The sequence below is a fragment of the Flavobacterium chungnamense genome, from assembly GCF_039539165.1.
Lineage (GTDB): Bacteria > Bacteroidota > Bacteroidia > Flavobacteriales > Flavobacteriaceae > Flavobacterium > Flavobacterium chungnamense.
In genome coordinates this window covers 1-23,302 of sequence record NZ_BAABCS010000021.1, presented here as the reverse complement: position 1 = coordinate 23,302, position 23,302 = coordinate 1, and the positions used below count along the sequence as shown (strand labels likewise).

At 32.4% G+C, this 23,302-nt stretch carries 15 protein-coding genes; 14 read left to right on the top strand and 1 reads right to left on the bottom strand.

Annotation, left to right across the window (positions count from 1 at the left end):
* Positions 1-7 precede the first annotated feature (7 nt).
* From ABD771_RS12265 to queG, 4 genes are all read left to right on the top strand, one after another.
* Complete coding sequence (locus tag ABD771_RS12265) at positions 8-1,813, top strand: cytochrome c oxidase subunit I (protein ID WP_345094995.1); 1,806 nt, start codon at positions 8-10, stop codon at positions 1,811-1,813.
* Positions 1,814-1,894: 81 nt separating this feature from the next.
* Positions 1,895-2,917 (top strand): Holliday junction branch migration DNA helicase RuvB, encoded by a 1,023-nt coding sequence (gene ruvB / locus ABD771_RS12260; protein WP_345094993.1) that lies wholly within the window; start codon positions 1,895-1,897, stop codon positions 2,915-2,917.
* A 103-nt stretch (positions 2,918-3,020) separates the two neighbouring features.
* Complete coding sequence (locus ABD771_RS12255) at positions 3,021-3,374, top strand: four helix bundle protein (protein ID WP_345094991.1); 354 nt, start codon at positions 3,021-3,023, stop codon at positions 3,372-3,374.
* A 1-nt stretch (position 3,375) separates the two neighbouring features.
* Entirely contained in the window at positions 3,376-4,311 is a 936-nt protein-coding gene (gene queG / locus ABD771_RS12250) for a tRNA epoxyqueuosine(34) reductase QueG (RefSeq protein ID WP_345094989.1), read from the top strand.
* On the opposite strand, the gene ABD771_RS12245 is transcribed toward queG, so the two are convergent.
* Positions 4,295-5,320: a LacI family DNA-binding transcriptional regulator gene (locus ABD771_RS12245; protein ID WP_298307876.1), complete on the bottom strand. Its 1,026-nt coding sequence runs from the start codon at positions 5,318-5,320 to the stop codon at positions 4,295-4,297. The two genes, queG and ABD771_RS12245, sit on opposite strands and share 17 nt — an antisense overlap.
* Before the next feature lie 157 nt (positions 5,321-5,477).
* Between ABD771_RS12245 and ABD771_RS12240 the strand changes: the two genes are divergently transcribed.
* The 10 genes from ABD771_RS12240 (at position 5,478) to ABD771_RS12195 (ending at position 23,147) form a co-directional block, all read left to right on the top strand.
* Positions 5,478-8,114 (top strand): TonB-dependent receptor, encoded by a 2,637-nt coding sequence (locus ABD771_RS12240; RefSeq protein ID WP_345094987.1) that lies wholly within the window; start codon positions 5,478-5,480, stop codon positions 8,112-8,114.
* 97 nt (positions 8,115-8,211) lie between these two features.
* Positions 8,212-8,541: a glutaredoxin family protein gene (locus tag ABD771_RS12235; RefSeq protein ID WP_345094985.1), complete on the top strand. Its 330-nt coding sequence runs from the start codon at positions 8,212-8,214 to the stop codon at positions 8,539-8,541.
* A 3-nt stretch (positions 8,542-8,544) separates the two neighbouring features.
* Entirely contained in the window at positions 8,545-9,855 is a 1,311-nt protein-coding gene (locus ABD771_RS12230) for an MFS transporter (protein ID WP_298307885.1), read from the top strand.
* Between the two features lies 1 nt (position 9,856).
* The gene (locus ABD771_RS12225; RefSeq protein ID WP_345094981.1) at positions 9,857-11,032 is read left to right on the top strand and encodes a glycoside hydrolase 100 family protein; all 1,176 of its coding nucleotides are present in this window, start codon (positions 9,857-9,859) and stop codon (positions 11,030-11,032) included.
* Complete coding sequence (locus tag ABD771_RS12220) at positions 11,033-11,959, top strand: carbohydrate kinase family protein (RefSeq protein ID WP_344815547.1); 927 nt, start codon at positions 11,033-11,035, stop codon at positions 11,957-11,959. It abuts the gene before it with no gap.
* 159 nt (positions 11,960-12,118) lie between these two features.
* Positions 12,119-14,416, top strand: a complete 2,298-nt coding sequence (locus ABD771_RS12215; protein WP_345094979.1) for an NADP-dependent malic enzyme — start codon at positions 12,119-12,121, stop codon at positions 14,414-14,416.
* 66 nt (positions 14,417-14,482) lie between these two features.
* A complete protein-coding gene (gene ruvA / locus ABD771_RS12210; RefSeq protein WP_298307896.1) occupies positions 14,483-15,064 on the top strand; it encodes a Holliday junction branch migration protein RuvA in 582 nt (193 codons plus the stop codon).
* Positions 15,065-15,100: 36 nt separating this feature from the next.
* On the top strand, positions 15,101-22,333 hold the full coding sequence (gene sov, locus ABD771_RS12205) for a T9SS outer membrane translocon Sov/SprA (protein ID WP_425556496.1): 7,233 nt from the start codon (positions 15,101-15,103) through the stop codon (positions 22,331-22,333).
* Positions 22,334-22,411: 78 nt separating this feature from the next.
* Positions 22,412-22,792 carry a glycine cleavage system protein GcvH gene (gcvH, locus tag ABD771_RS12200; protein WP_345094976.1) on the top strand — a complete coding sequence of 127 codons (381 nt, stop codon included), beginning with the start codon at positions 22,412-22,414 and terminating at the stop codon, positions 22,790-22,792.
* Entirely contained in the window at positions 22,785-23,147 is a 363-nt protein-coding gene (locus ABD771_RS12195) for a VanZ family protein (protein ID WP_345094974.1), read from the top strand. Before gcvH ends, ABD771_RS12195 begins: the two co-directional genes overlap by 8 nt.
* Positions 23,148-23,302: the final 155 nt, after the last annotated feature.

The following is a 23,302-nucleotide window of genomic DNA, read 5'->3' as shown; positions in this document are numbered from 1 at the left end:
TTATAATATGAGTCACGCACACGATAATCACACACACGATCACCACGAAGATCATCATGAACACCACCATAAAGATACTTTTATTACTAAATATATATTTAGTATAGACCATAAGATGATTGCTAAACAATATCTTTTGACTGGTATATTTATGGGTATCATTGGTGTTGGTATGTCATTGCTTTTTAGATTGCAATTGGCTTGGCCTGAACAATCTTTTAAAGTTTTTAGTTTTTTCTTAGGTGAAAGAATGGCACCAGAAGGAGTTATGACTAATGAAGCATATTTATCATTAATTACTATACACGGAACTATAATGGTTTTCTTTGTATTGACTGCTGCTCTTAGTGGTACTTTTAGTAATCTATTAATTCCTTTGCAACTTGGCGCAAGAGATATGGCTTCTGGATTCCTTAATATGGTTTCTTATTGGTTATTCTTTTTATCAAGTGTGATAATGGTAGTTTCATTATTTGTTGAATCTGGACCTGCTTCTGCCGGTTGGACAATTTATCCTCCATTAAGTGCTTTGCCACAAGCAATTGCTGGTTCTGGTTTAGGTATGACATTATGGTTGGTTTCAATGGCAGTATTTATTGCTGCATCATTGATGGGTTCTTTAAATTATATAGTAACTGTTATTAATCTTAGAACTAAAGGAATGACAATGACAAGAATGCCTCTTACAATTTGGGCTTTCTTCATCACAGCTATCATTGGTGTTATTTCTTTCCCAGTTTTATTGTCAGCTGCTTTGTTATTAATTATGGATAGAAGTTTTGGTACTTCTTTCTTCTTGTCGGATATATATTTAGCTGGAGAAGTATTAAATTATCAAGGTGGTTCACCTGTATTATTTGAACACTTATTTTGGTTCCTAGGTCACCCAGAGGTATATATCATCTTATTGCCAGCTTTAGGGATTACTTCTGAAGTTATCGCAACAAATGCCCGTAAACCTATTTTTGGTTACAGAGCAATGATTATGTCTATTCTTGCTATTGCATTTTTATCAACAATTGTTTGGGGACATCACATGTTTATATCTGGTATGAATCCTTTCTTAGGGTCAGTATTTACCTTTACAACATTATTGATTGCAATACCATCTGCGGTGAAAGCATTTAACTATATTACAACTTTATGGAAAGGTAATTTACAACTGAATCCAGCTATGTTGTTTTCTATTGGTTTAGTTTCAACGTTCATTACTGGTGGATTAACAGGAATTATTTTAGGTGATAGTACTCTTGATATTAATGTTCATGATACTTATTTTGTTGTTGCTCACTTTCACTTAGTAATGGGTATTTCTGCTCTTTACGGAATGTTTGCTGGAATCTATCACTGGTATCCAAAAATGTTCGGTAGAATGTTAAACAAGAATTTAGGGTATGTTCACTTTTGGGTAACTGCAATATGTGCCTACGGAGTTTTCTTCCCAATGCACTTTATCGGTATGGCAGGTCTTCCAAGACGTTATTATACAAATACTAACTTCCCATTGTTTGATGATTTACAAGACGTAAACATTATCATTACTGTATTTGCTTTAGTAGGTGGTGCATTCCAATTAGTATTTATTTATAATTTCTTTTCTAGTATTTTCTACGGAAAAAGAACAGTTCAGAATCCTTGGAGATCAAATACTTTAGAATGGACAGCTCCAATTGAGCATATTCATGGTAACTGGCCTGGAGAAATTCCAGAAGTTCATAGATGGCCATACGATTATAGTAAGCCAGGTCACGATGAAGATTTTGTTCCACAAAATGTTCCTATGAAACCAGGTGAAGAAGTTTTACATCACTAAGATTTTTAAAATAAAATATAAAAAAGCCTTTCTTATGAGAGGCTTTTTTATTTAGATATAACTTTGTTATATATTTGTAGTATGAATGAAAATTTAGACCCAACTAACTTTAATTATAATCCGGAAGAGCTAGACCTTGAAAAGAAATTAAGGCCTTTATCTTTTGTTGACTTTACTGGACAAGAACAAGTTTTAGATAATTTAAAAGTCTTTGTTGAAGCGGCAAATCAAAGGAATGAAGCATTAGATCATACCTTGTTTCATGGTCCACCAGGATTAGGTAAAACGACTTTAGCTAATATTTTAGCGAATGAACTAGGTGTTGGAATTAAAATTACTTCAGGTCCAGTTTTAGATAAACCTGGTGATTTAGCCGGATTATTAACCAATCTTGAAGATAGAGACGTTTTGTTTATTGATGAAATACATCGTCTAAGTCCTGTAGTTGAAGAATACTTGTATTCTGCTATGGAAGATTTCAAGATTGATATTATGATTGAGTCTGGACCAAATGCAAGAACCGTACAGATTAATTTAAATCCTTTTACTTTAGTAGGCGCAACAACTAGATCAGGTTTGTTAACAGCACCAATGCGTGCTCGTTTTGGTATTCAAAGTAGATTACAATATTATAATACAGAACTATTAACTACTATAGTCCAACGAAGTTCTGCCATTTTAAAAATGCCTATAACAATGGAAGCCGCAATAGAAATTGCAGGAAGAAGTCGAGGCACACCAAGGATTGCAAATGCTCTTTTAAGACGTGTTCGTGACTTTGCTCAAATTAAAGGTAATGGTAAGATTGATATTGAAATTGCACGATATTCACTACAAGCATTACATGTAGATGCACATGGCTTGGATGAAATGGACAATAAAATACTTATAACAATTATTGATAAATTTAAAGGAGGTCCTGTTGGTCTTTCTACTCTTGCAACAGCGGTTTCGGAAAGTGGTGAAACCATAGAAGAAGTTTATGAACCTTTCTTAATTCAAGAAGGTTTCATTATTAGAACTCCAAGAGGAAGAGAAGTTACCGAAAAAGCCTATAAACATTTAGGTAAAATCAAAACAAATATTCAAGGAGGATTGTTTTAGAAGTTGGAGGATGGAAGCTGGGAGGATGGAAGCTGGGAGTTTGAAGCTGGAAGTTTGAAGATGGAAGTTTGAAGATGGAAATTAACATAATATATTTATTTTTATGAGTTTTAAATTTGAAAAGTTAATTATTTGGCAGAACGCAATGGATTTTGGCGAAAAAATTAATAGCATGTCTCAGAATTTTCCAAAAAGTGAAATCTATAATTTAACTTCGCAAATTAATAGAGCTGTAGATTCTATTGCTTTGAATATTTCAGAAGGTTCAATCGAACAAAGTAATCCCGAATTTAGAAGGTTTTTAGGTTATTCAATTCGTTCTTTAGCAGAAGTTGTAACTTGCTTACATAAAGCAAAGCGAAGAAATTACATTGATACAACAATTTTTGAAAGTTATTATTTAGAGTCATATAATTTGATGAATATGATGATTGCTTTTAGAAATAAATTGAACTAATATGTCTTCCAACTTCCAGCTTCTAACTTCCAACTATTCTAAACTCATCAAATCCGAAGCAACTCGTCTCGGCTTTCTTTCTTGTGGTATTTCTAAAGCAGAATTCTTAGAAGAAGAAGCTCCAAGATTAGAAAGTTGGTTGAATAAAAACCAACACGGTCAAATGTCATATATGGAAAATCATTTTGACAAAAGATTAAATCCAAAACTTCTAGTTGATGATTCCAAAAGCGTTATTTCATTACTATTAAATTATTTTCCTTCAGAAGAGCAAAATAGTGATAGTTATAAGATTTCTAAATATGCTTACGGACAAGATTATCATTTTGTAATCAAAGAAAAACTAAAGGAACTATTAAATACAATTCAATCTCAAATTGGTGATGTTTCTGGAAGAGCTTTTGTTGATTCTGCTCCTGTTTTAGACAAAGCTTGGGCTGCAAAAAGTGGATTAGGTTGGATAGGAAAAAACAGTAATCTAATTACTCAAAAAGTAGGGTCATTTTATTTTATTGCCGAACTGATTATAGATTTAGAATTAGAATATGATTATCCAACAACAGACCATTGCGGAACATGTACTGCTTGTATAGATGCTTGTCCAACCGATGCCATTGTTGCTCCTTATGTAGTTGACGGAAGTAAATGTATTTCTTATTTCACAATTGAATTAAAAGACAATTTACCAATTGAAATGAAAGGTAAGTTTGACGATTGGGCATTTGGTTGCGATGTTTGTCAAGACGTTTGCCCATGGAATCGTTTTTCAAAACCTCATAATGAACCATTATTTAATCCAAATCCTGAACTTTTATCTTTTTCTAAAAGAGATTGGGATGAAATTACAAATGACACCTTCAACAAGGTTTTTAAAAACTCAGCAGTTAAAAGAACAAAATTTGAAGGTTTTAAGAGGAATATCAATTTCCTGAAGTAGATTCTCTTTCTATAATTGAAGTTTGTAATTCTATGGTCTTAGGTTTGAATTCTAGTAATTCTTTTCTCTGATTAATTTCTTCCAACAATAAATTAAAAGAATTTACACCCATTTCATAACTAGGTTGATCTATAGTACTTAACTTCGGAGTTATAACTTGCGACATAAACCAGTTACTAAATCCAATTACTTTTATCTGATTAGGGACATTTATATTATTTTCATTGAAATAAGCTATAACTCCTACAGCTACCAAATCTGTTATCACAAAAATACCATCAACATCAGGATGATCTTTAATAATTTGAGCAGCAAATTCTTTTCCCTCGTCAAAAGTTACGTTTTTACATGTATAAACTAATTTTGAATCAAAATTTAAGTTATTTTTCTCAATAGCTTTTTTATATCCAAGAAATCGGTCAATTGAATTTTGTGGATTTACTGGTCCTCGAATATGAGCAATTTTTTTACAACCTTTACTTATTAAGTGTTCTACAGCTTCAAACGCAGCTTTTTGATCATTTATAATTACTTTAGAACAATTGATAAGCTTGGAAATTTTATCAAACATTACAAAAGGAATTTCACGTCTTATAATATCTTTTATATGTTCATCATCATTAGATTCATTTGAAAGGGACATTATTATCCCATCAACTCTTTTGTTTATCAATAAATCTACTTGTTTCTTTTCTAATTCTAAAGATTCATTAGATTGGAGGATAATAACTAAATAACCATTCTTCTCAGCTTCAGCAATAATTCCATTAATAACATTAGAAAAAAAGTGATGAACTACTTCTGGAATAATTAAACCTATGGTTCTAGATTCTCTAGTTCTAAGATTTACTGCAAAACTATTTGGTGTATATTGTAAGGTTTGTGCAAGTTCTAAAACCTTTTTTTTAGTCTTTGCACTTACATCCGGATAGTTTTTTAAAGCTTTTGATACCGTAGTTATAGAAATTCCTAAAGTTTCAGCTATTTGTTTTAAAGTTGTCTCTTTCATTTAACAAATATGATAAAAAAAATCTAAAATAAAAATCGAAAACGTTTTCGGAGTTTTCGAAAACGTTTTCGATAATAATTCTCTAATATATTAATAACAAAAAATATAATTTCGGAATTATTATTAACTAAATTTACTAATCAAACAATTATTAAAAATGAAAAAAAGTACTTTATTTTTGAAGAACTTACTATTCTTAACAGCATTATTGTTGTTTAATAGTGCTTTCTCACAAAGTAGCTTGAGCGGAAAAGTAACAGATGACAAAGGAAATGTCGTTTCTGGCGCTAATGTATCTGTTGCAAAAAAGGCTACAACTACTGATGCTGATGGTAATTATGCAATATCAGGACTTTCTGATGGAGCTACAACTGTTACCGTTTCTTACATTGGTATGAAAACTTCTAAAAAAGAAGTTGTAATTAGCGGAGCTACTACTGCTAATGTTCAACTTGAGCAAGAAGCTACTTCACTTGAAGAAGTTGTTGTAACCGGTGTAATCAATCCACGTTCTAAGCTGCAATCAAGTGTTTCTATCAGTTCTGTGTCAGTGGCACAAATTGAGCAAGGAGCTCCAAGAGCAACAGCAGAATTATTTAGAATGCTTCCTGGTATAAAATCTGAATCAACAGGTGGTGAAGGTAACGCTAACATAACTGTTCGTGGTATTCCAATAGCATCTGGTGGAGCAAAATTTTTACAATTGCATGAAGATGGAATGCCAGTAATGCAATTTGGAGATGTTGCTTTTGGTAATGCAGATATTTTTGTAAGAAATGACCAAACTATCAGTAAAGTTGAAGCTATCCGTGGAGGTTCAGCATCTACTTTGGCAAGTAATTCACCAGCAGGTATCATCAACTTTATCAGTAAAGATGGTAAAAAAGAAGGTGGTTCGTTAATGCAATCTATTGGTGTTGATTTCGGAAGCAACAGAACAGATTTTGAATATGGTTCACCAATTTCAGAAACATTACGTTTTCACGTAGGTGGATTTTTCCGTCAAGGTGAAGGACCTAGAAATGCAGGTTACACAGCAAATTTAGGAGGTCAATTCAAGGCTAATATGACTAAAGAATTTGAAAAAGGATATGTACGTCTTTATTTCAAATATTTAAATGATAGATCAATTGGTTACTTACCAATGCCAGTAAAAGTTTCAGGTACTAATGCAAATCCAAATTGGAGTTCATTATCAAACTTTAATATTTTGCACGATACTCCTCATAGCCCTTACTTTTTAGATAACCTAACTGTTGGTGCTGATGGAGAAAGAAGAAGAAGTAATTTAGCAGACGGAATGCGTCCTATGGCAACTTCTTTCGGTGGTGAAATGAAATTTGATTTAGGTAATGACTGGAAAGTTGAAGAACGTTTCAGACAAAACTATCACAATGGTAGATTTGTTTCTCCATTTCCTGCTGAAGTTGCAACTGCTGCTTCATTTGCAACAGGATTTGGAGTTCCAAATTTAACATACGCTAACGGACCATTAGCTGGTCAAAACTTTGCTAGTAATGGATTAGTAATGAGAATTCATACATTTGATACTGAAATAAACAATTTCAACAACTTTACAAATGATATGAAATTGACAAAAAAATTCGGAAACTTTGATTTGACTTTAGGATATTACAAAGCATTCCAAAATATCAATATGTCATGGTTGTGGAATTCTTACTTACTTGAAGTTAAAGGAGAAAATGCAGCGTTATTGAATGCAGGGCCTAATTCTGTAAACGGATTGTATGCATATGGTGTTCCAGCTTGGGGTAACTGTTGTACAAGAAATTATGATGCAAATTATGAAGTAACTGCTCCTTATGTTGCAGGTCAATTAAAAGTAAATGATAAATTTAATGTAGATATGAGTTTGCGTTTTGATTCAGGAAAAGCAAGAGGATCTTATGCAGGTGCAACTCAGGCACTAAATTTAGACGTTAACAATAACGGAACAATTGAAGGTCCAGAAGCAAGTGTTTCTGTAGTTGATAATGCTAATAGAAAACCAATTAACTATGATTATGATTATGTATCTTACTCATTTGGTGGAAACTATTTATTAACTGATAATCAATCTGTTTTTGCAAGATACAGTCGTGGTGGTAGAGCTAATGCTGATCGTTTATTATTTGGTCCAAATGTATTAAATGATGGATCTGCAGTTCCTGGTTTAAGTGCTGATATGGTTAACCAAGCTGAATTAGGTTTCAAAAGAAAAGGTCAAAATTCATCAATTTATGCTACAGCTTTCTATGCTAATGTATCTGAACAAAACTGGGACTTTGGTGGTTCTGGTGGAGGAATTAGACAAATTCAAAGAAAATATAATTCTTATGGTTTAGAATTAGAAGGAAACTATAAAGTTAAAAATTTCTCAGTAAATGGTAGTGTAACTTACACAAAAGCTGAAATTGCAGATGATGTAGTAACACCAGCTTTAAATGGAAACAAACCTCGTCGTCAAGCAGATTTTATTTATAACATTGTTCCTGCTTTCAAATTTGGTTCAAGCAAGCAACATAATTTTGGATTCTCTGTAATAGGAACTACAAAATCATATGCTCAAGATGATAACAAACTAGTTATGCCAGGTTATGCTTATGTTAATCCTTTTATCAATATTGAATTAACTAAAGGACTTTCAGCTTCTTTAAATGTAAACAACGTTTTTGATACAATTGGTATTACTGAAGTAGAAGAAGGAAGTATTACTGAAAATACAGATAATATTGTTAGAGCTAGATCAATTAATGGAAGAACAACTTCATTAACTATTGCTTATAGATTCTAATAAAAAAGTTCATGTTTAATTTTGATAATTCCTATATCAGTCTGAAGCTGATATGGGAATTATTTTTAAAACACTAAACTATTTAAAAACATTAAAAATGAAAAAAATACTACTTTTACTTTTCTTTTTTACGGCTTTTATTCCTTCACAATTGCACGCACAAGAAACATCAAAAAAAGCGATTATCGTATACGGAAGTGATGATTGTCATCATTGTATTGATACAAAAGCTTACCTAAAAAAAAACAATATTGAATTCGTTTTTTTTGATATTGACAAAAATGCTGTTGCACTAAAAGAAATGCTCGCCAAATTAAAAAATGCTGGAATAAGTACTTCCAATTTAGGGATTCCAGTAATTGATAAGCAAGGTATAATTTTTACAAATAATGGTGTTTTCGAAGAGTTTTTAAAAAAACTAAATTAAAAGATGTCTAACAAACCTTCATTAAGCTTTTGGCAAATTATAAACATGAATGTTGGATTTTTCGGAATCCAATACAGTTTTGGTTTGCAACAAAGTGCCGTAAATCCTATATACGATTTTCTTGGTGCAAGTCCAGATGAATTGCCTTTGCTTAATCTTGCAGGACCACTTACAGGTTTACTGATTCAACCTATTATTGGCGCTTTGAGTGATAAAACCTGGTTGCCAAAATTTGGTGGAAGAAGAAAACCATACTTTTTTATTGGTGCATTGGTTTGTAGTATTGCTTTATTTTTATTCCCATTTAGTAGTTCTTTATGGATGGCCGCTGGATTACTTTGGATTTTAGATGCAGGAAACAACACTGCAATGGAACCATATCGAGCTTTTATTGCTGATAAACTCGACGAATCGCAACAACCAATGGGTTTTCAAGCGCAAAGTTTTTTTACTGGTTTTGGACAAACGTTAGCGAATGTCTCCTTATTTATTTTTCCATTAATTTTTATTGGCACAACAGGAAAATTGCCTACTTGGGTATTTGCGTCATTCTTTTTAGGAGCAGTTTGTTCTATTGCATCTGTTTGGTGGAGTTCACACACTACTAAAGAAATTCCTCCAACAGAAGAAGAATTACAAAAAATCAAAGCAGAAAAAATTAATCTTCTCACACCATTCATTGATATTTTTTCGGCAGTAAAAGATATGCCAAAAGTGATGTGGCAATTAGCTTTAGTTTATTTATTTCAATGGTATGCCTTGTTCTGTTATTGGCAAAACTCATCTAAAAGTATTGCGCTATCAGTTTGGAATACTTCTCCAGAAAAGGATATGAAATTATATGGCGAAGCTGTAAGTTGGACAGGTTTAGTAAACGGTTGGTACAATATTGTTACCTTTTTAGTTGCCTTTTTACTAGTAGGTTTTGCTAAAAAATATTCTGCAAAATATGTCCATTTCACTTGTTTGATTCTTGCTGCTATCGGATTTTTATTGTTTCCACATATTGAAAATAAATATTTATTATTTCCAGCAATAACTGGTTTCGGAATTGGTTGGGCAAGTATGATGGGAATTCCTTATTTGATGGTTGTTGCTAACATTCCAAAGGAGCGATATGGTGTTTATATGGGAATTATAAACATGATGATTGTAATTCCAATGTTTATTCAAACGTTGACTTTTGGTTATGTTTTAAAGAATTTTCTAAATAATGATCCAAGACAAGCTATAACTTTTGCAGGGATTTTATTAGTAATTAGTGCCATTTGCACTCTTTTTATTAAAGTTAAAAATAGTAATCAAAATACTTAATTTGAGAAATATAGCATACAATAGAGCCATTGAATTATTGCATAAAGTCGCTTCACCAAATGGCTTTTTAGCAAGTGCGGAAAAAACAACAAATTATCAGAGGGTTTGGGCTCGTGATGGAGTTATTTGTGGTTTAGCAGCTTTGGCATCGGGTGATGAAATGCTAATTGAAACATTCAAAAAAACATTAGAAACATTAGCAAACAATCAACATAGTAACGGAACAATTCCTTCAAATGTATTAATTGATGGTAGTTTTAAAGAAGTGAGTTATGGTGGATTAGCTGGAAGAGTAGATGCTGTTACATGGTTTGTAATTGGAGTTTGTCAATATGCTAAGCAAACCGATAATGCCGAGTTTGTTACAAAATATAAATCTCATATCGAAAAATGTTTGTCATTATTAGAAGCATGGGAGTTTAACAATAAGCATCTTATGTATGTGCCTTTATCAGGGAATTGGGCTGATGAATACATCACCGATGGATATGTGTTGTACGATCAATTACTCCGAATTTGGGCTTTAAAAAGTTACAATTATTTTCAAAAAGATGGGGTAATTTCAAATAAAATAGACAAAATTGTTGAGCAAGTAGAAATAAACTTTATACCAAAATCAACTGGAGAAAAATACCATCAAAGAGCTTATGATGAAATGAATTTTCAAGATTTCATGCCTTGTTCTTTTTCTCCTTCTGGATATAAAACACAATTTGATGCTTTTGCAAATTCATTAGTTTTATTGCTAAATATTGGATCAAAAGAGTTTCAAAAGAAGATTATTGATTTTTCAAATTCGTTAGCATCTGAAACTAATTTAGGTTTGATTCCAGCTTTTTGGCCTCCAGTTTTTCCAAATGATGAACATTGGAATTTATTGAAGAACAATTGCAAATATGAATTTAGAAATTATCCGTATGAATTTCACAACGGCGGAAGTTGGCCAATGGTCAATGGCTTTTTTGGATTAGCATTGCTTTCAAATGATAAAAATGCTGATGCTGAAATTATTTTAGAGAGAATAAACCATGCAAATGCAAAAAGCGAGTTTTCGTTTTATGAAAATTTCAATACCACAACTCAAGAGCCAAATGGTGTCGCCTTTTGTGCTTGGAGTGCAGCAGCTAGTGTTCTAGTTCATCAATCATTATATAATAATTTTAAAATATTTTTTTAATTGAAATCTATAGATATCATAAGTATAGGCGAAGTTTTAATCGATTTTATTGGTCATGAGGTGAATACTTCTATCAATAGAACCAAAGATTATCATCGTTTTTTAGGAGGTTCTCCTACAAACGTTGCAGTTAATGCTTCTCGTTTAGGATTGAATGCAGTATTAGTAGCATCATGCGGACAAGATGGTTTAGGAGATTATGTTGTTAGAAAACTAAAATCGAATAATGTAAATACATCACAAATTAGAAAGTCAGAATCGGCTCCAACATCTGTAATCTTTGTTTCAAAATCAACCGAAACACCCGATTTTATTCCTTACAGACAAGCCGATTGCGAAATTTTTGAAACTCAACTTCCAGATGAGATTATTGCTGATGCTAAAATTTTCCACACAACTTGCTTTGCATTAAGTAAAAATCCGGCTAGACAAACAATTTTAAATAGAGCAAAAAAAGCTAAAGAGTTAGGATTAAAATTAAGTATTGATATTAATTTTTCTGAGAGAATTTGGCCAAATAGAGAAGAGGCAAAACAGGTTTTAAAAGAATATTTAGCAAATGATCCATTAGTTAAATTAAGTGAGGATGATTGTTACCGATTATTTTCAGAAGTAAAATCAGAGGACTATATATTCGAATATTTTCATAATCTAGGAGCAACAACAATTTGCTTAACTAAAGGGAAAAATGGCGTAGTTGTCTCTGATTTAAATCAAGGTTTGTTTTTTCAAAAAGCTATTCATATAGATGAAATAAAAGATACAACAGGTGCTGGAGATGCTTTTTGGACAGGTTTTTTATATGCTCAAATAGAAGGTAAAAACCTTAATGAGAGTATCACAATTGCACAAAAATTAGCAACGATAAAGCTTCAAAATGTTGGACGATTGCCTGACAATATAAATATAAAAAGCATAATAGAATAATAGAGTTAGTTTGAGTTTTGTTTAATGTAAAGCTGTGGTTTTAAATCACAGCTTTTTCTATTTGTATCAATTTGAAATTTATTTAAAAGAAAAGCTATAATTGTTTCCATTTTCCATTCAGACTTTTACCTTTGTAGGTCAGAATAAAAAGAAAAGAAAATGCATAAAGACAATAAACGTAGAGAAGCACTTTTATATCACGCTAAACCCACTCCAGGTAAAATTAAGGTTGTTCCAACTAAAAAATACGCAACACAAAGAGATTTGTCTTTAGCTTATTCTCCTGGTGTTGCAGAACCATGTTTAGAGATTGCAAAAGACGTTAATAACGTTTATAAATATACATCCAAAGGGAATTTAGTCGCTGTTATTTCCAACGGAACTGCTGTTTTAGGATTAGGAGACATTGGACCAGAAGCTTCAAAACCAGTAATGGAAGGAAAAGCATTATTGTTTAAAATCTTCGCAGACATAGATGTGTTTGATATTGAAGTAGATACTAAAAACATAGATGAGTTTATAGCTACTGTAAAAAATATTGCTCCAACTTTTGGCGGAATTAATCTAGAAGATATCAAAGCGCCAGAATCTTTCGAAATAGAAAGACGATTGGTTGAGGAATTAAATATTCCTGTAATGCATGATGATCAACATGGAACCGCAATTATATCTTCTGCAGCATTATTAAATGCTTTAGAATTAGCAGAAAAAGATATCGAAAAGGTTAAATTAGTTGTTTCTGGAGCTGGTTCAGCTGCATTAGCTTGTGCCAACTTATATGTTTTGTTAGGAATCCAACCTCAAAACATAATTATGTTTGATAAAGATGGTGTTTTATCAAGTGACAGAACCGACTTGTCTGAACTACAAAAAAGATATTCTTTCGGTAAAAAAGGAACTACACTATCAGAAGCATTGAATAATGCAGATGTTTTTTTAGGACTTTCAGCAGGAAATATTCTAACTCCAGAAATGCTATTGGGAATGGCAAAAGATCCTATTGTTTTTGCAATGGCAAATCCAACTCCCGAAATCGATTACAATCTTGCAATAGATACTAGGAAAGATATAATTATGGCAACTGGTCGTTCAGATCATCCTAATCAAGTAAATAATGTTTTAGGTTTTCCTTATATTTTTAGAGGCGCGCTAGACGTTAGAGCAACTAAGATTAACGAAGCTATGAAAATGGCAGCAGTTAGAGCTTTAGCAGCTTTAGCAAAAGAAATGGTTCCTGAGCAAGTTAATATTGCTTATGGTGAAACTAGATTAAATTTTGGTAGAGATTATATAATTCCAAAACCATTTGACCCAAGGTTGATTACTATGGTTGCTCCGGCTGTAGCAAAAGCCGCAATGGATAGTGGTGTAGCTTTAAATCCAATTACGGATTGGGAAAAATATGAAAGTGAATTGTTAGAACGAATGGGTTCTGATAATAAAATGGTTAGATTGCTTACCAACAGAGCTAAAACAGATCCAAAGAGAATTGTTTTTGCAGAAGCTGACCAACTAGATGTATTAAAAGCAGCCCAAATTGTTTATGAAGAAGGTATCGGACATCCAATTTTATTGGGAAGAAAAGAAGATATTTTAGAACTGAAAGAAGAAATTGGTTTTGATGCTGATGTGCCAATTTTAGATCCTAAAACAAAAGAAGAAGATAAAAGAAGATTAGAATACGCCGAAATCTTTTGGAAAGAAAGAAGAAGAAAAGGAATATCACAACTCGATGCTCAAAAGTGGATGCGCGAGCGAAATTATTTTGCTGCAATGATGGTCAACCAAGGTGATGCTGATGCTATGGTTTCAGGATATTCAAGAAGTTATCCTTCAGTAGTAAAACCATTAATGCAATTAATAGGAAAAGCACCTGGAATATCTCTAATTGCTTCTACCAATATGATGATGACTAATCGTGGACCTATGTTCTTGTCAGATACTGCAATTAACCCAAATCCATCTGCTGATGATTTAGCAAAAATTGCTTTAATGACAGCAAAAACCGTTAGAATGTTTGGTATTGAACCTGTAATTGCTATGGTTTCGTTCTCAAATTTTGGTTCGTCAAACTATGAAAGTGCTAATAAAGTTAGAGAAGCAGTAGCTTATTTACATCACTATTACCCAGATTTGATTGTAGATGGTGAAATTCAAACTGATTTTGCATTAAATCCTGAAATGCTTCAAAAGAAATTTCCATTTTCTAAATTGGCTGGAAAAAAAGTAAATACTTTGATTTTTCCTAATTTGGAAGCAGCAAATATTACTTACAAACTTCTTAAAGAATTATACAAAGTTGATTCTATTGGACCAATTGTAATGGGAATGGATAAGCCAGTTCATATCTTCCAATTGGGAGCAAGTGTTGAGGAAATGGTTAATATGGCAGCAGTTGCAGTTGTTGATGCACAAGAGAAAAATAAACGAATTAAGAATTTTGACGTAAAAAAATAGCAGAAAATCGGCATTAGTTATGCCAATTAAACTTTTTTGTTATATTTGGAAAGCATAATAAAAACTATGATAGCACATATTCAAGGTAAATTAGTTGAAAAAACACCAACAGAAGTTGTAATCGACTGCAATGGTGTAGGTTATCATATTAATATTTCACTACATACTTATTCCTTATTACCCAATGCCGATTTTGTAAAATTATTTACGCATTTGATGGTAAAGGAAGATTCCCATTCATTGTATGGATTTGTAGAAAAATCGGAGCGTGAAATATTTAAAATGTTACTTTCAGTTTCTGGTATTGGAGCAGGAATTGCAAGAACAATGCTTTCCTCATTAGAACCCAAACAAATTATTCAAGCATTAGCCAGCGGAGATGTTGCAACTATTCAGTCCATTAAAGGGATTGGAGGTAAAACAGCACAACGTGCCATCCTTGATTTGAAGGATAAAGTGTTAAAAATTTACGATTTAGACGAAGTTTCTATGTCACAAAGCAATACAAATCGAGATGAAGCGTTATCTGCTTTGGAGGTTTTAGGTTTTGTTAGAAAAACTTCCGAAAAAATAGTAGATAAAGTGATAAGTCAAAATCCCGATGCTACCGTTGAAGTTATTATTAAACAAGCATTAAAAAATTTATAATTGTTGAAAACATATTACCAAAAATATACTTCATTTATTTTTAAAACAGCGTGCTTTCTAAGTTTGCTGTTATCAGGGCAACTTTCTTTTGCTCAAGACGATGAAGTTAACGATTCAATAAAAGGATATAATACAGGAGCTATTAATCTGGCTAATCCTAAAAGTGTGGTTGAGGCATATACTTATGACCCAATAACTAATATGTATGTTCTTACAAAAACTTTTGAAGGTTTTAATATCAATTATCCCATCATTCTTACTCCAAAAGAATATGAAAAATTGGTATTAAAAGAGTCTATGCATGAATACTTCAAGAACAAATCAAAAGCAGTTGATGGCAAAGGTAGCGAAGAAGATAAAAAGAATTTATTACCAAGATATTATGTGAATTCAAGTTTCTTCGAAACCATTTTTGGTGGAAATACTATAGATGTAAAACCAACAGGTTCTGTCGAAGTAGATTTAGGTTTTAGACATACTAGACAAGACAACCCATCCTTTTCGCCAAGAAATAGAGCTACAACAACCTTCGATTTTGACCAAAGAATTAGTATGAGTTTGATGGGAAAAGTAGGTACAAGATTAAATGTAAATGCCAATTATGATACCCAATCTACTTTTGCATTTCAAAATCTTATCAAATTAGAATACGCTCCAACAGAAGACGATATTATTCAAAAAATTGAAGTAGGTAACGTAAACATGCCTCTTAATAGTTCATTGATTAGAGGTGCACAAAGTTTATTTGGGGTAAAAGCACAATTACAATTCGGAAAGACTACAGTAACAGGAGTATTCTCTGAACAAAAATCACAAACAAAAACCGTTACTTCTCAAGGTGGTGGAACCATTCAGAATTTTGAACTTTTTGCTCAAGAATATGATGCCGATAGACACTTTTTCTTATCACAATACTTCAAAAATAAATATGATTATTCTTTAAGAAATTATCCTCAAATTGATAGTAGAGTCCAAATTACACGTATAGAAGTTTGGATTACCAACAGACAAAATAGAGTTACAACCAACAACAATAACTTAAGAAATATTATTGCCTTACAAGATTTAGGAGAAACATCTTTGAATGAATCTGGGACTTTAACACCAATTCCAGCATCAGAAATTGTTGCCATTAATCCTTTAGATAATCCCGGAAATACTTTTTTCTTGGCTCCAACTGATACACCTTCAAATAACAGTAATAACAGATACGATCCAGCTTTAATAATACCTTCAACACCACCAAATCCAAATTATCCTGGTTTGTTGAATCCAAATATTAGAGAAATTGTAACTTCTAATTCAGGTTTTAATAATTCGCAGCCAGTAAGTGAAGGAATTGATTATTCAAAATTAGAAAATGCAAGAAAACTTAGTCCAAACGAGTTTACTTATCACCCACAATTGGGATACATCTCTTTACAACAGCGTTTAGCAAATGACGAAGTTCTTGCTGTAGCTTATCAATATACTATAGGAGATCAAGTATACCAGGTAGGTGAATTTGGTAATGATGGAGTAGAAGCGACGCAAGTAGACCCAAGTGGAGTACCATCATCACAAGCATTAATATTGAAAATGCTTAAAAGTAGTTTGACCACTGTTCAAAAACCAATTTGGGGATTGATGATGAAAAACATTTATCAAATTCCAGGTGGCTATCAGTTGCAAAAAGAAGATTTCAAATTCAACATTTTATATACTGATCCATCGCCATTAAATTACATTACACAAGCCAATCCAGCTTCACCATTACCTGCAGATGTTGAACAAACTCCTTTATTGAAAGTTTTTGGTGTTGACCAATTGAATTATAACAATGACCCACAAAATGGAGGTGACGGATTTTTCGATTTTTATCCGGGATTGACAGTCGATCAACAAAGTGGTAGAATAATCTTTACTTCGGTTGAACCATTTGGTAAGTACTTATTTGAAAAATTAAGAACCGGTTTAGCAGAAGACTATGACGGCGATCCAACGTTGGTTTACAATGCCAATCAAGCCAAATATGTTTTTAGAACGTTATACAAAAGTACACAAGCAGCGGCTTTGCAAGATAGTGAGAAAAACAAATTCCAACTTAGAGGTAAATTCAAATCCTCTGGTGGTGATGGAATTCCTATTGGTGCTTTCAATGTGCCAAAAGGTTCTGTTGTAGTTACTGCTGGAGGAAGAGTTCTTGTTGAAGGTGTTGATTATACTGTAAACTATCAAGCCGGTAGAGTGCAAATTCTTGACCCAGCATTATCAGCTTCGAATACTCCAATTGAAGTTTCTGTAGAGAACAACTCTGTTTTTGGTCAACAAACAAGACGTTTCTTTGGTGTGAATGTAGAGCACAAATTTTCTGAAAAATTCATTTTAGGAGCTACTTTCTTAAAAATGACAGAAAGACCTTTTACTCAAAAATCTAACTACGGACAAGAATCAGTAAACAATTCTATTTACGGAATAAATACTAGTTATTCTACTGAAGTACCTTTCTTAACTAGATTGGTAAATAAACTTCCAAATATAGATACGGACGTTCCTTCTGTGGTTTCTTTTAGAGGTGAAGTAGCTTACTTGCAACCTAATTCTCCAAAAGCCGATCGTTTTGAAGGTGAAGCAACTATTTATGTTGACGATTTTGAAGGTTCACAAACAACCATTGATTTAAAATCGCCTTTTTCTTGGTATTTATCTTCTACACCTGAAAGACCAACTACTGGAGTAGCGCCAGATTATCTAGATTTTGGTGGAACTTCTAATGGTTTAGAATATGGTTTTAAAAGAGCAAAATTGGCTTGGTATTCTATTGACCCAGTTTTTTATACACAAAGACCATCCGGAATTTCTGAAGATGATTTGTCTCTTAATTCAACAAGAAGAATTTTCAGCCAAGAGCTGTTCCCTAATACAGTAATTGCTCAAGGACAAACTCAAGTTGTAAATACTTTAGATTTAACGTATTTTCCAAATGAACGAGGTCCTTACAATTTTAATACGGCAACAGCTCCAGATAACACGATACCTAATCCAAAAGATAATTTTGGTGGAATAGTTCGTGCTTTAAATTCAACCAATTTTGAACAATCTAACGTTGAATACGTGCAATTTTGGATGCTAGATCCTTATTTTACTGGTCCAGGAAGGCCAATTGAAACAGCTCCAACAAACATTGGTAAAGTTTATTTAAATCTTGGTGAAATATCAGAAGATGTTCTAAAAGACGGAAGGAAATTCTATGAAAATGGTGTTGGTAATAATCAAATAGTAGTTAATCCGCAACCGCTTTGGGGAGATGTTCCAGCTTCACAATCATTAATCTATGCTTTTGATTCTGATCCAGGAAATAGAACGGCTCAAGATGTTGGATTTAATGGATTAAACGATAGTCAAGAAGCAGCTAAATTTCCAACATTCTCATCATTTGCCGACCCAGCAGTTGATAATTATACTTACTTCTTAAATACTACTGGAAATGTTTTTGATCGTTATAAAAATTATAATGGAACAGAAGGCAATTCACCAATTGATGTTACAGATACCAATCGTGGTTCTACAACGGTTCCAGATGTTGAAGACATTAATAGAGATAATACTATGAATACTATCAATGCGTATTATGAATATGGTATTGATGTTAGGCCAGGAATGGCAGTAGGAAATACTAGATATGTTACCGACGTAAGAGAAACTACGGTAACATTATCTAATGGTGAAACTACTCAAGCAAGATGGATTCAGTTTAAAGTACCAGTTTCGCAACCTGAAAATACAGTTGGAAGTATTTCAGATTTTCGTTCTATAAGATTCATGAGGCTTTTCATGACAGGTTTTACAAGTCAAGTTACGTTGCGTTTTGGAGCTTTAGATTTAGTTCGTGGGGAATGGAGAAGATTTGAAAACACATTAGATCCTACAGATACAGATACATCTGATGATGGTACCGATTTTGATTCTCAAGCTATAAATATTCAAGAAAACGGAGATAGATTGCCAATTCATTATGTAACACCTCCAGGGGTTCAACTAGAAGAATTGTATTTTAATAATACTTTAATTCCACAAAACGAGCAATCGTTAGCTTTACGTGTTGATGGTGATGGTTTAGAGCCAGGAGATTCAAGAGCTGTTTTCAAAAATGTAAGTGTAGATATGCGTCAGTTTAAAAAACTGAAGATGTTTGTTCATGCAGAAGCACCAGCTGATGATGTTGTTGCTTTAGAAGATGACGAAATGGTGGCCTTCATTCGTTTTGGTAATGACTTTACAGAAAACTTCTATCAAGTTGAAATTCCATTAAAGAAAACTCAGTTTGGTGATCATTCACCAGAAGGAGTTTGGCCAGAATCTAATAGAATTGATATTTCTACGGAATTACTAACAAAACTAAAAATTTTAGCCTTAAATTATGTTTATACACCAGGTGAAATTTTTTATAGAAATGAAGATGATCCAGACATGAATCCTTCAGCTTCTGGTAAAGTAAATAAATTAAGATTAGGTATTCGAGGAAATCCTAATTTTGGATTAGTAAGAACATTGATGGTTGGGGTAAAAAACCAAACCGATGATTTAAATACACCACAACATCCATTAAATCCAAGACGTATTAAAGGTGAAGTTTGGTTCAATGAGCTTCGTCTTGCCGAAATGGATAACAAAGGTGGTATGGCAGCAGTTGCCAATTTAGATGGTAATCTTGCCGATTTTGCTAACGTTTCTGCTACAGGTAGAATGAGTACTATTGGTTTTGGAACTTTAGAACAAGGTCCAAACGAAAGAAGTCGTGAAGACATCCTACAATATAACGTAGTGACCAACATGAGTTTAGGAAAGCTATTGCCAAAAAAATGGGGTATAAATCTTCCATTTAATTATGCTATTGGTGAAGAGTTTATTACGCCAAAATACGACCCATTCAATCAGGATATCGAATTGCAACAATTAATTGATGTAACGGCGGATGAAGCAGAAAAAAGAAATATCAAAAATAGAGCGATTGATTATACTAAGAGAAAAAGTATCAACTTTATCGGAGTTAAGAAAGAACGTGGTGAAAAACAAAAACCACATTTCTATGATCCAGAAAACTTGACACTTTCTTATTCTTACAATCAAGTTGATAGACACAATTATGAATTAGAAAATTTCACAGATCAACAAGTAAATACTACTGCTGATTATACATTTGCATTCCAATCTAAACCAATTGAACCTTTCAAAAAAGTGAAAACGTTTAAGAAAAGTAGCTACTGGAAGTTGTTGAGCGATTTTAATTTCAATTATTTACCTGCAAATATTTCTTTTAGTTCTAATATCATTCGTCAATTTAACAGACAGCAATTTAGATTAGTAGATGTTGAAGGACTAGGTTTGGATGCTTTATACCAAAGAAATTTCTTGTTCAATTATCAATATGGATTTAATTACAACCTAACTAAATCGTTAAAGCTTAATTTTAATGCAACTTCCAATAATATAGTTAGAAATTACATGGACGAAAATAATGTTCCAGATAATTCTTATACAATTTGGACGGATTACTGGAATATTGGTTCACCAAACCAACACAACCAACAATTAACTGTAAATTACGAATTGCCATTAAACAAAATCCCATTCTTGAATTTTGTGAAATCTAGTTACACTTATACAGGTAATTTTAGTTGGCAACGTTCTTCATTGGCATTTTCATCTGTTATTTCTAACGGAGTTGAATATAGTCTCGGAAATACAATTCAAAATGCTGGTTCTCATAAACTGAATACCCAATTCAATATGGAATCTTTTTACAAGTATTTAGGATTGAATAAAACCAAAAAACAAACCAAAACGACACAAGTTGGTCCGCCAAAACCTGGTCAAAAAGTAACGAGTCAAGCAACTGCTCCAGCTAAAGATAGTAATCCTTTTGTAGATGGTTTAATAGGTGTTTTAACTAGTGTGAAAAACATTCAAATCAATTACATCGAAAATCAAGGAACTGCTTTGCCAGGATTCCTTCCAAGTATTGGTTTCTTTGGAACAGCTAAACCTTCGTTAGGATTTGCATTTGGTTCGCAAGATGATATTCGTTTTGAAGCCGCTAAAAATGGTTGGTTAACTTCTTATCCGGAATTCAACTTAAATTATACTCAAATTCTAACTAGAACACTAGATTTTACAGCAAATATTGATTTGTTTCCAGATTTCAAAATCGACTTGAGTGGTAATAGAACTTATGCTAATAACTTCTCAGAACAGTACGATGTTTCTTCTGATGGAACTTACAATTCAAGATCTCCATACAGCACAGGAAATTTTGCAATATCAACTGTTATGATAAAAAATGCATTTAAAGCAAGCGACGAGATTGAGTCATCAGCTTTTAACGACTTTAGAGGCAATCGTATTATAATTGCACAAAGATTAGCATCCAGTTATTATGGTTCTAACACTTATCCATTGGATGCTGAGGGTTATCCTGTAGGATTTGGTAAGAATAGTCAATCGGTTTTAGTGCCAGCTTTTTTAGCTGCCTACACTGGGTTTGGGATAAAAGATCATAAAAAAGGTGAATCAGCAGGAAATGTTTCTTTTTCTCCATTTCGCGACATTCCGATTCCTAACTGGAATATAAAATATAATGGATTAATGCGTTATAAATTCTTTAAAGATAAATTCAAACGATTCTCTTTACAGCACAATTATAAAGCGTCTTATACTATCAATTCATTCCGATCTAATTTAGATTATAAAGAAGGTGTAAATCCACTAAATGGGAATTTATATGAAAAAACTCTTGTTGGAAATGTGAATTTAGTAGAACAGTTTAATCCTTTAATTCGTTTAGATTTAGAAACTAAAAGTTCTTTCAAGTTTCTTGCTGAAATGAAAAAAGACAGAGCATTATCTTTAAGTTTCGATAATAATCTATTGACAGAAGTAAAGGGAATTGAATATGTAATTGGAACTGGTTATCGTTTTAAAGATGTAATTTTTTCAACTAAATTAGCTGATGATCCTTCTGGGGTTATAAAAAGTGATATCAATTTGAAAATAGATTTCTCTTACAGAAACAATAAAACAATTGTACGTTATTTAGATTATAACAACAATCAATTAGGTGGAGGACAAAACATTTGGTCAGCAAGATTAACAGCCGATTATTCGTTTAGCAAAAACCTAACTGCGATTTTCTATTACGATCATTCATTCTCTAAAGCAGTAATTTCAACATCATTCCCATTGACAAATATTAGAGGTGGATTCACTTTAAGATATAACTTTGGAAATTAATTGAAATAGTGATAAAAATCATTTTAAAAATTTAAGAATAAACAATACATTTGACCTGAATTTAAACTTACAAACAAAATGAGCATACCAACTAATTTAAAATACACAAAAGACCACGAATGGGTTTCTATGGATGGTGATGTAGCAACTATCGGAATTACACATTTCGCTCAAAGCGAACTTGGTGATATCGTTTATGTTGAAGTTGAAACACTAGACCAAACACTTGAAAGAGATGAGGTTTTTGGTACTGTTGAAGCTGTAAAAACAGTTTCTGATTTATTTTTACCAATGTCTGGTGAAATTATCGAATTCAACGAAGACCTTGAGCGCAATCCAGAAACTGTAAATTCTGATCCTTATGGATCAGGATGGATGGTGAAAGTAAAAGTGTCTGATGTTTCTCAATGGGACGAATTATTAGATAGCGAAGCTTACGCAAGTTTGATAGGTGCATAATAAAAAAATATTTTTCCTACTAGCCATTCTTTGGACACTTGTTGTTACATATTTGAGTTTGGCAACGTTTGAAGATGTTAGTAGCGACATAAAAGTTCCTTTTAAAGATAAATTCGTCCATTTTACATTCTATATGATGTTTGTAATATTGTGGTCGTTGTTTTTCAAACAAAGTAAATACAATTATAAGATTCTGTTTGCAGCAATCGGCTACGGAATAGTAATGGAAATTTGCCAAAAACTATTCACCACAACTAGAAGCGCAGATATTCTTGATGTTATAGCCAATACAACAGGAGCAATAGTAGGATTACTAATAATTACTAAGATATTTAATAACAAAACCACTCATTGAGTGGTTTTGTTATTTTATTGCAACAATTTAAATATACTCTTATAAATAAGTTTATTTAACGTGAGTTCGACATAAAATTATTGAAAAAGAATTAATTGTTTAGTATCTACAAAGTTGTTTTTTAAAGATGGTTTTTTCTCAGCAAAATTGTAAGC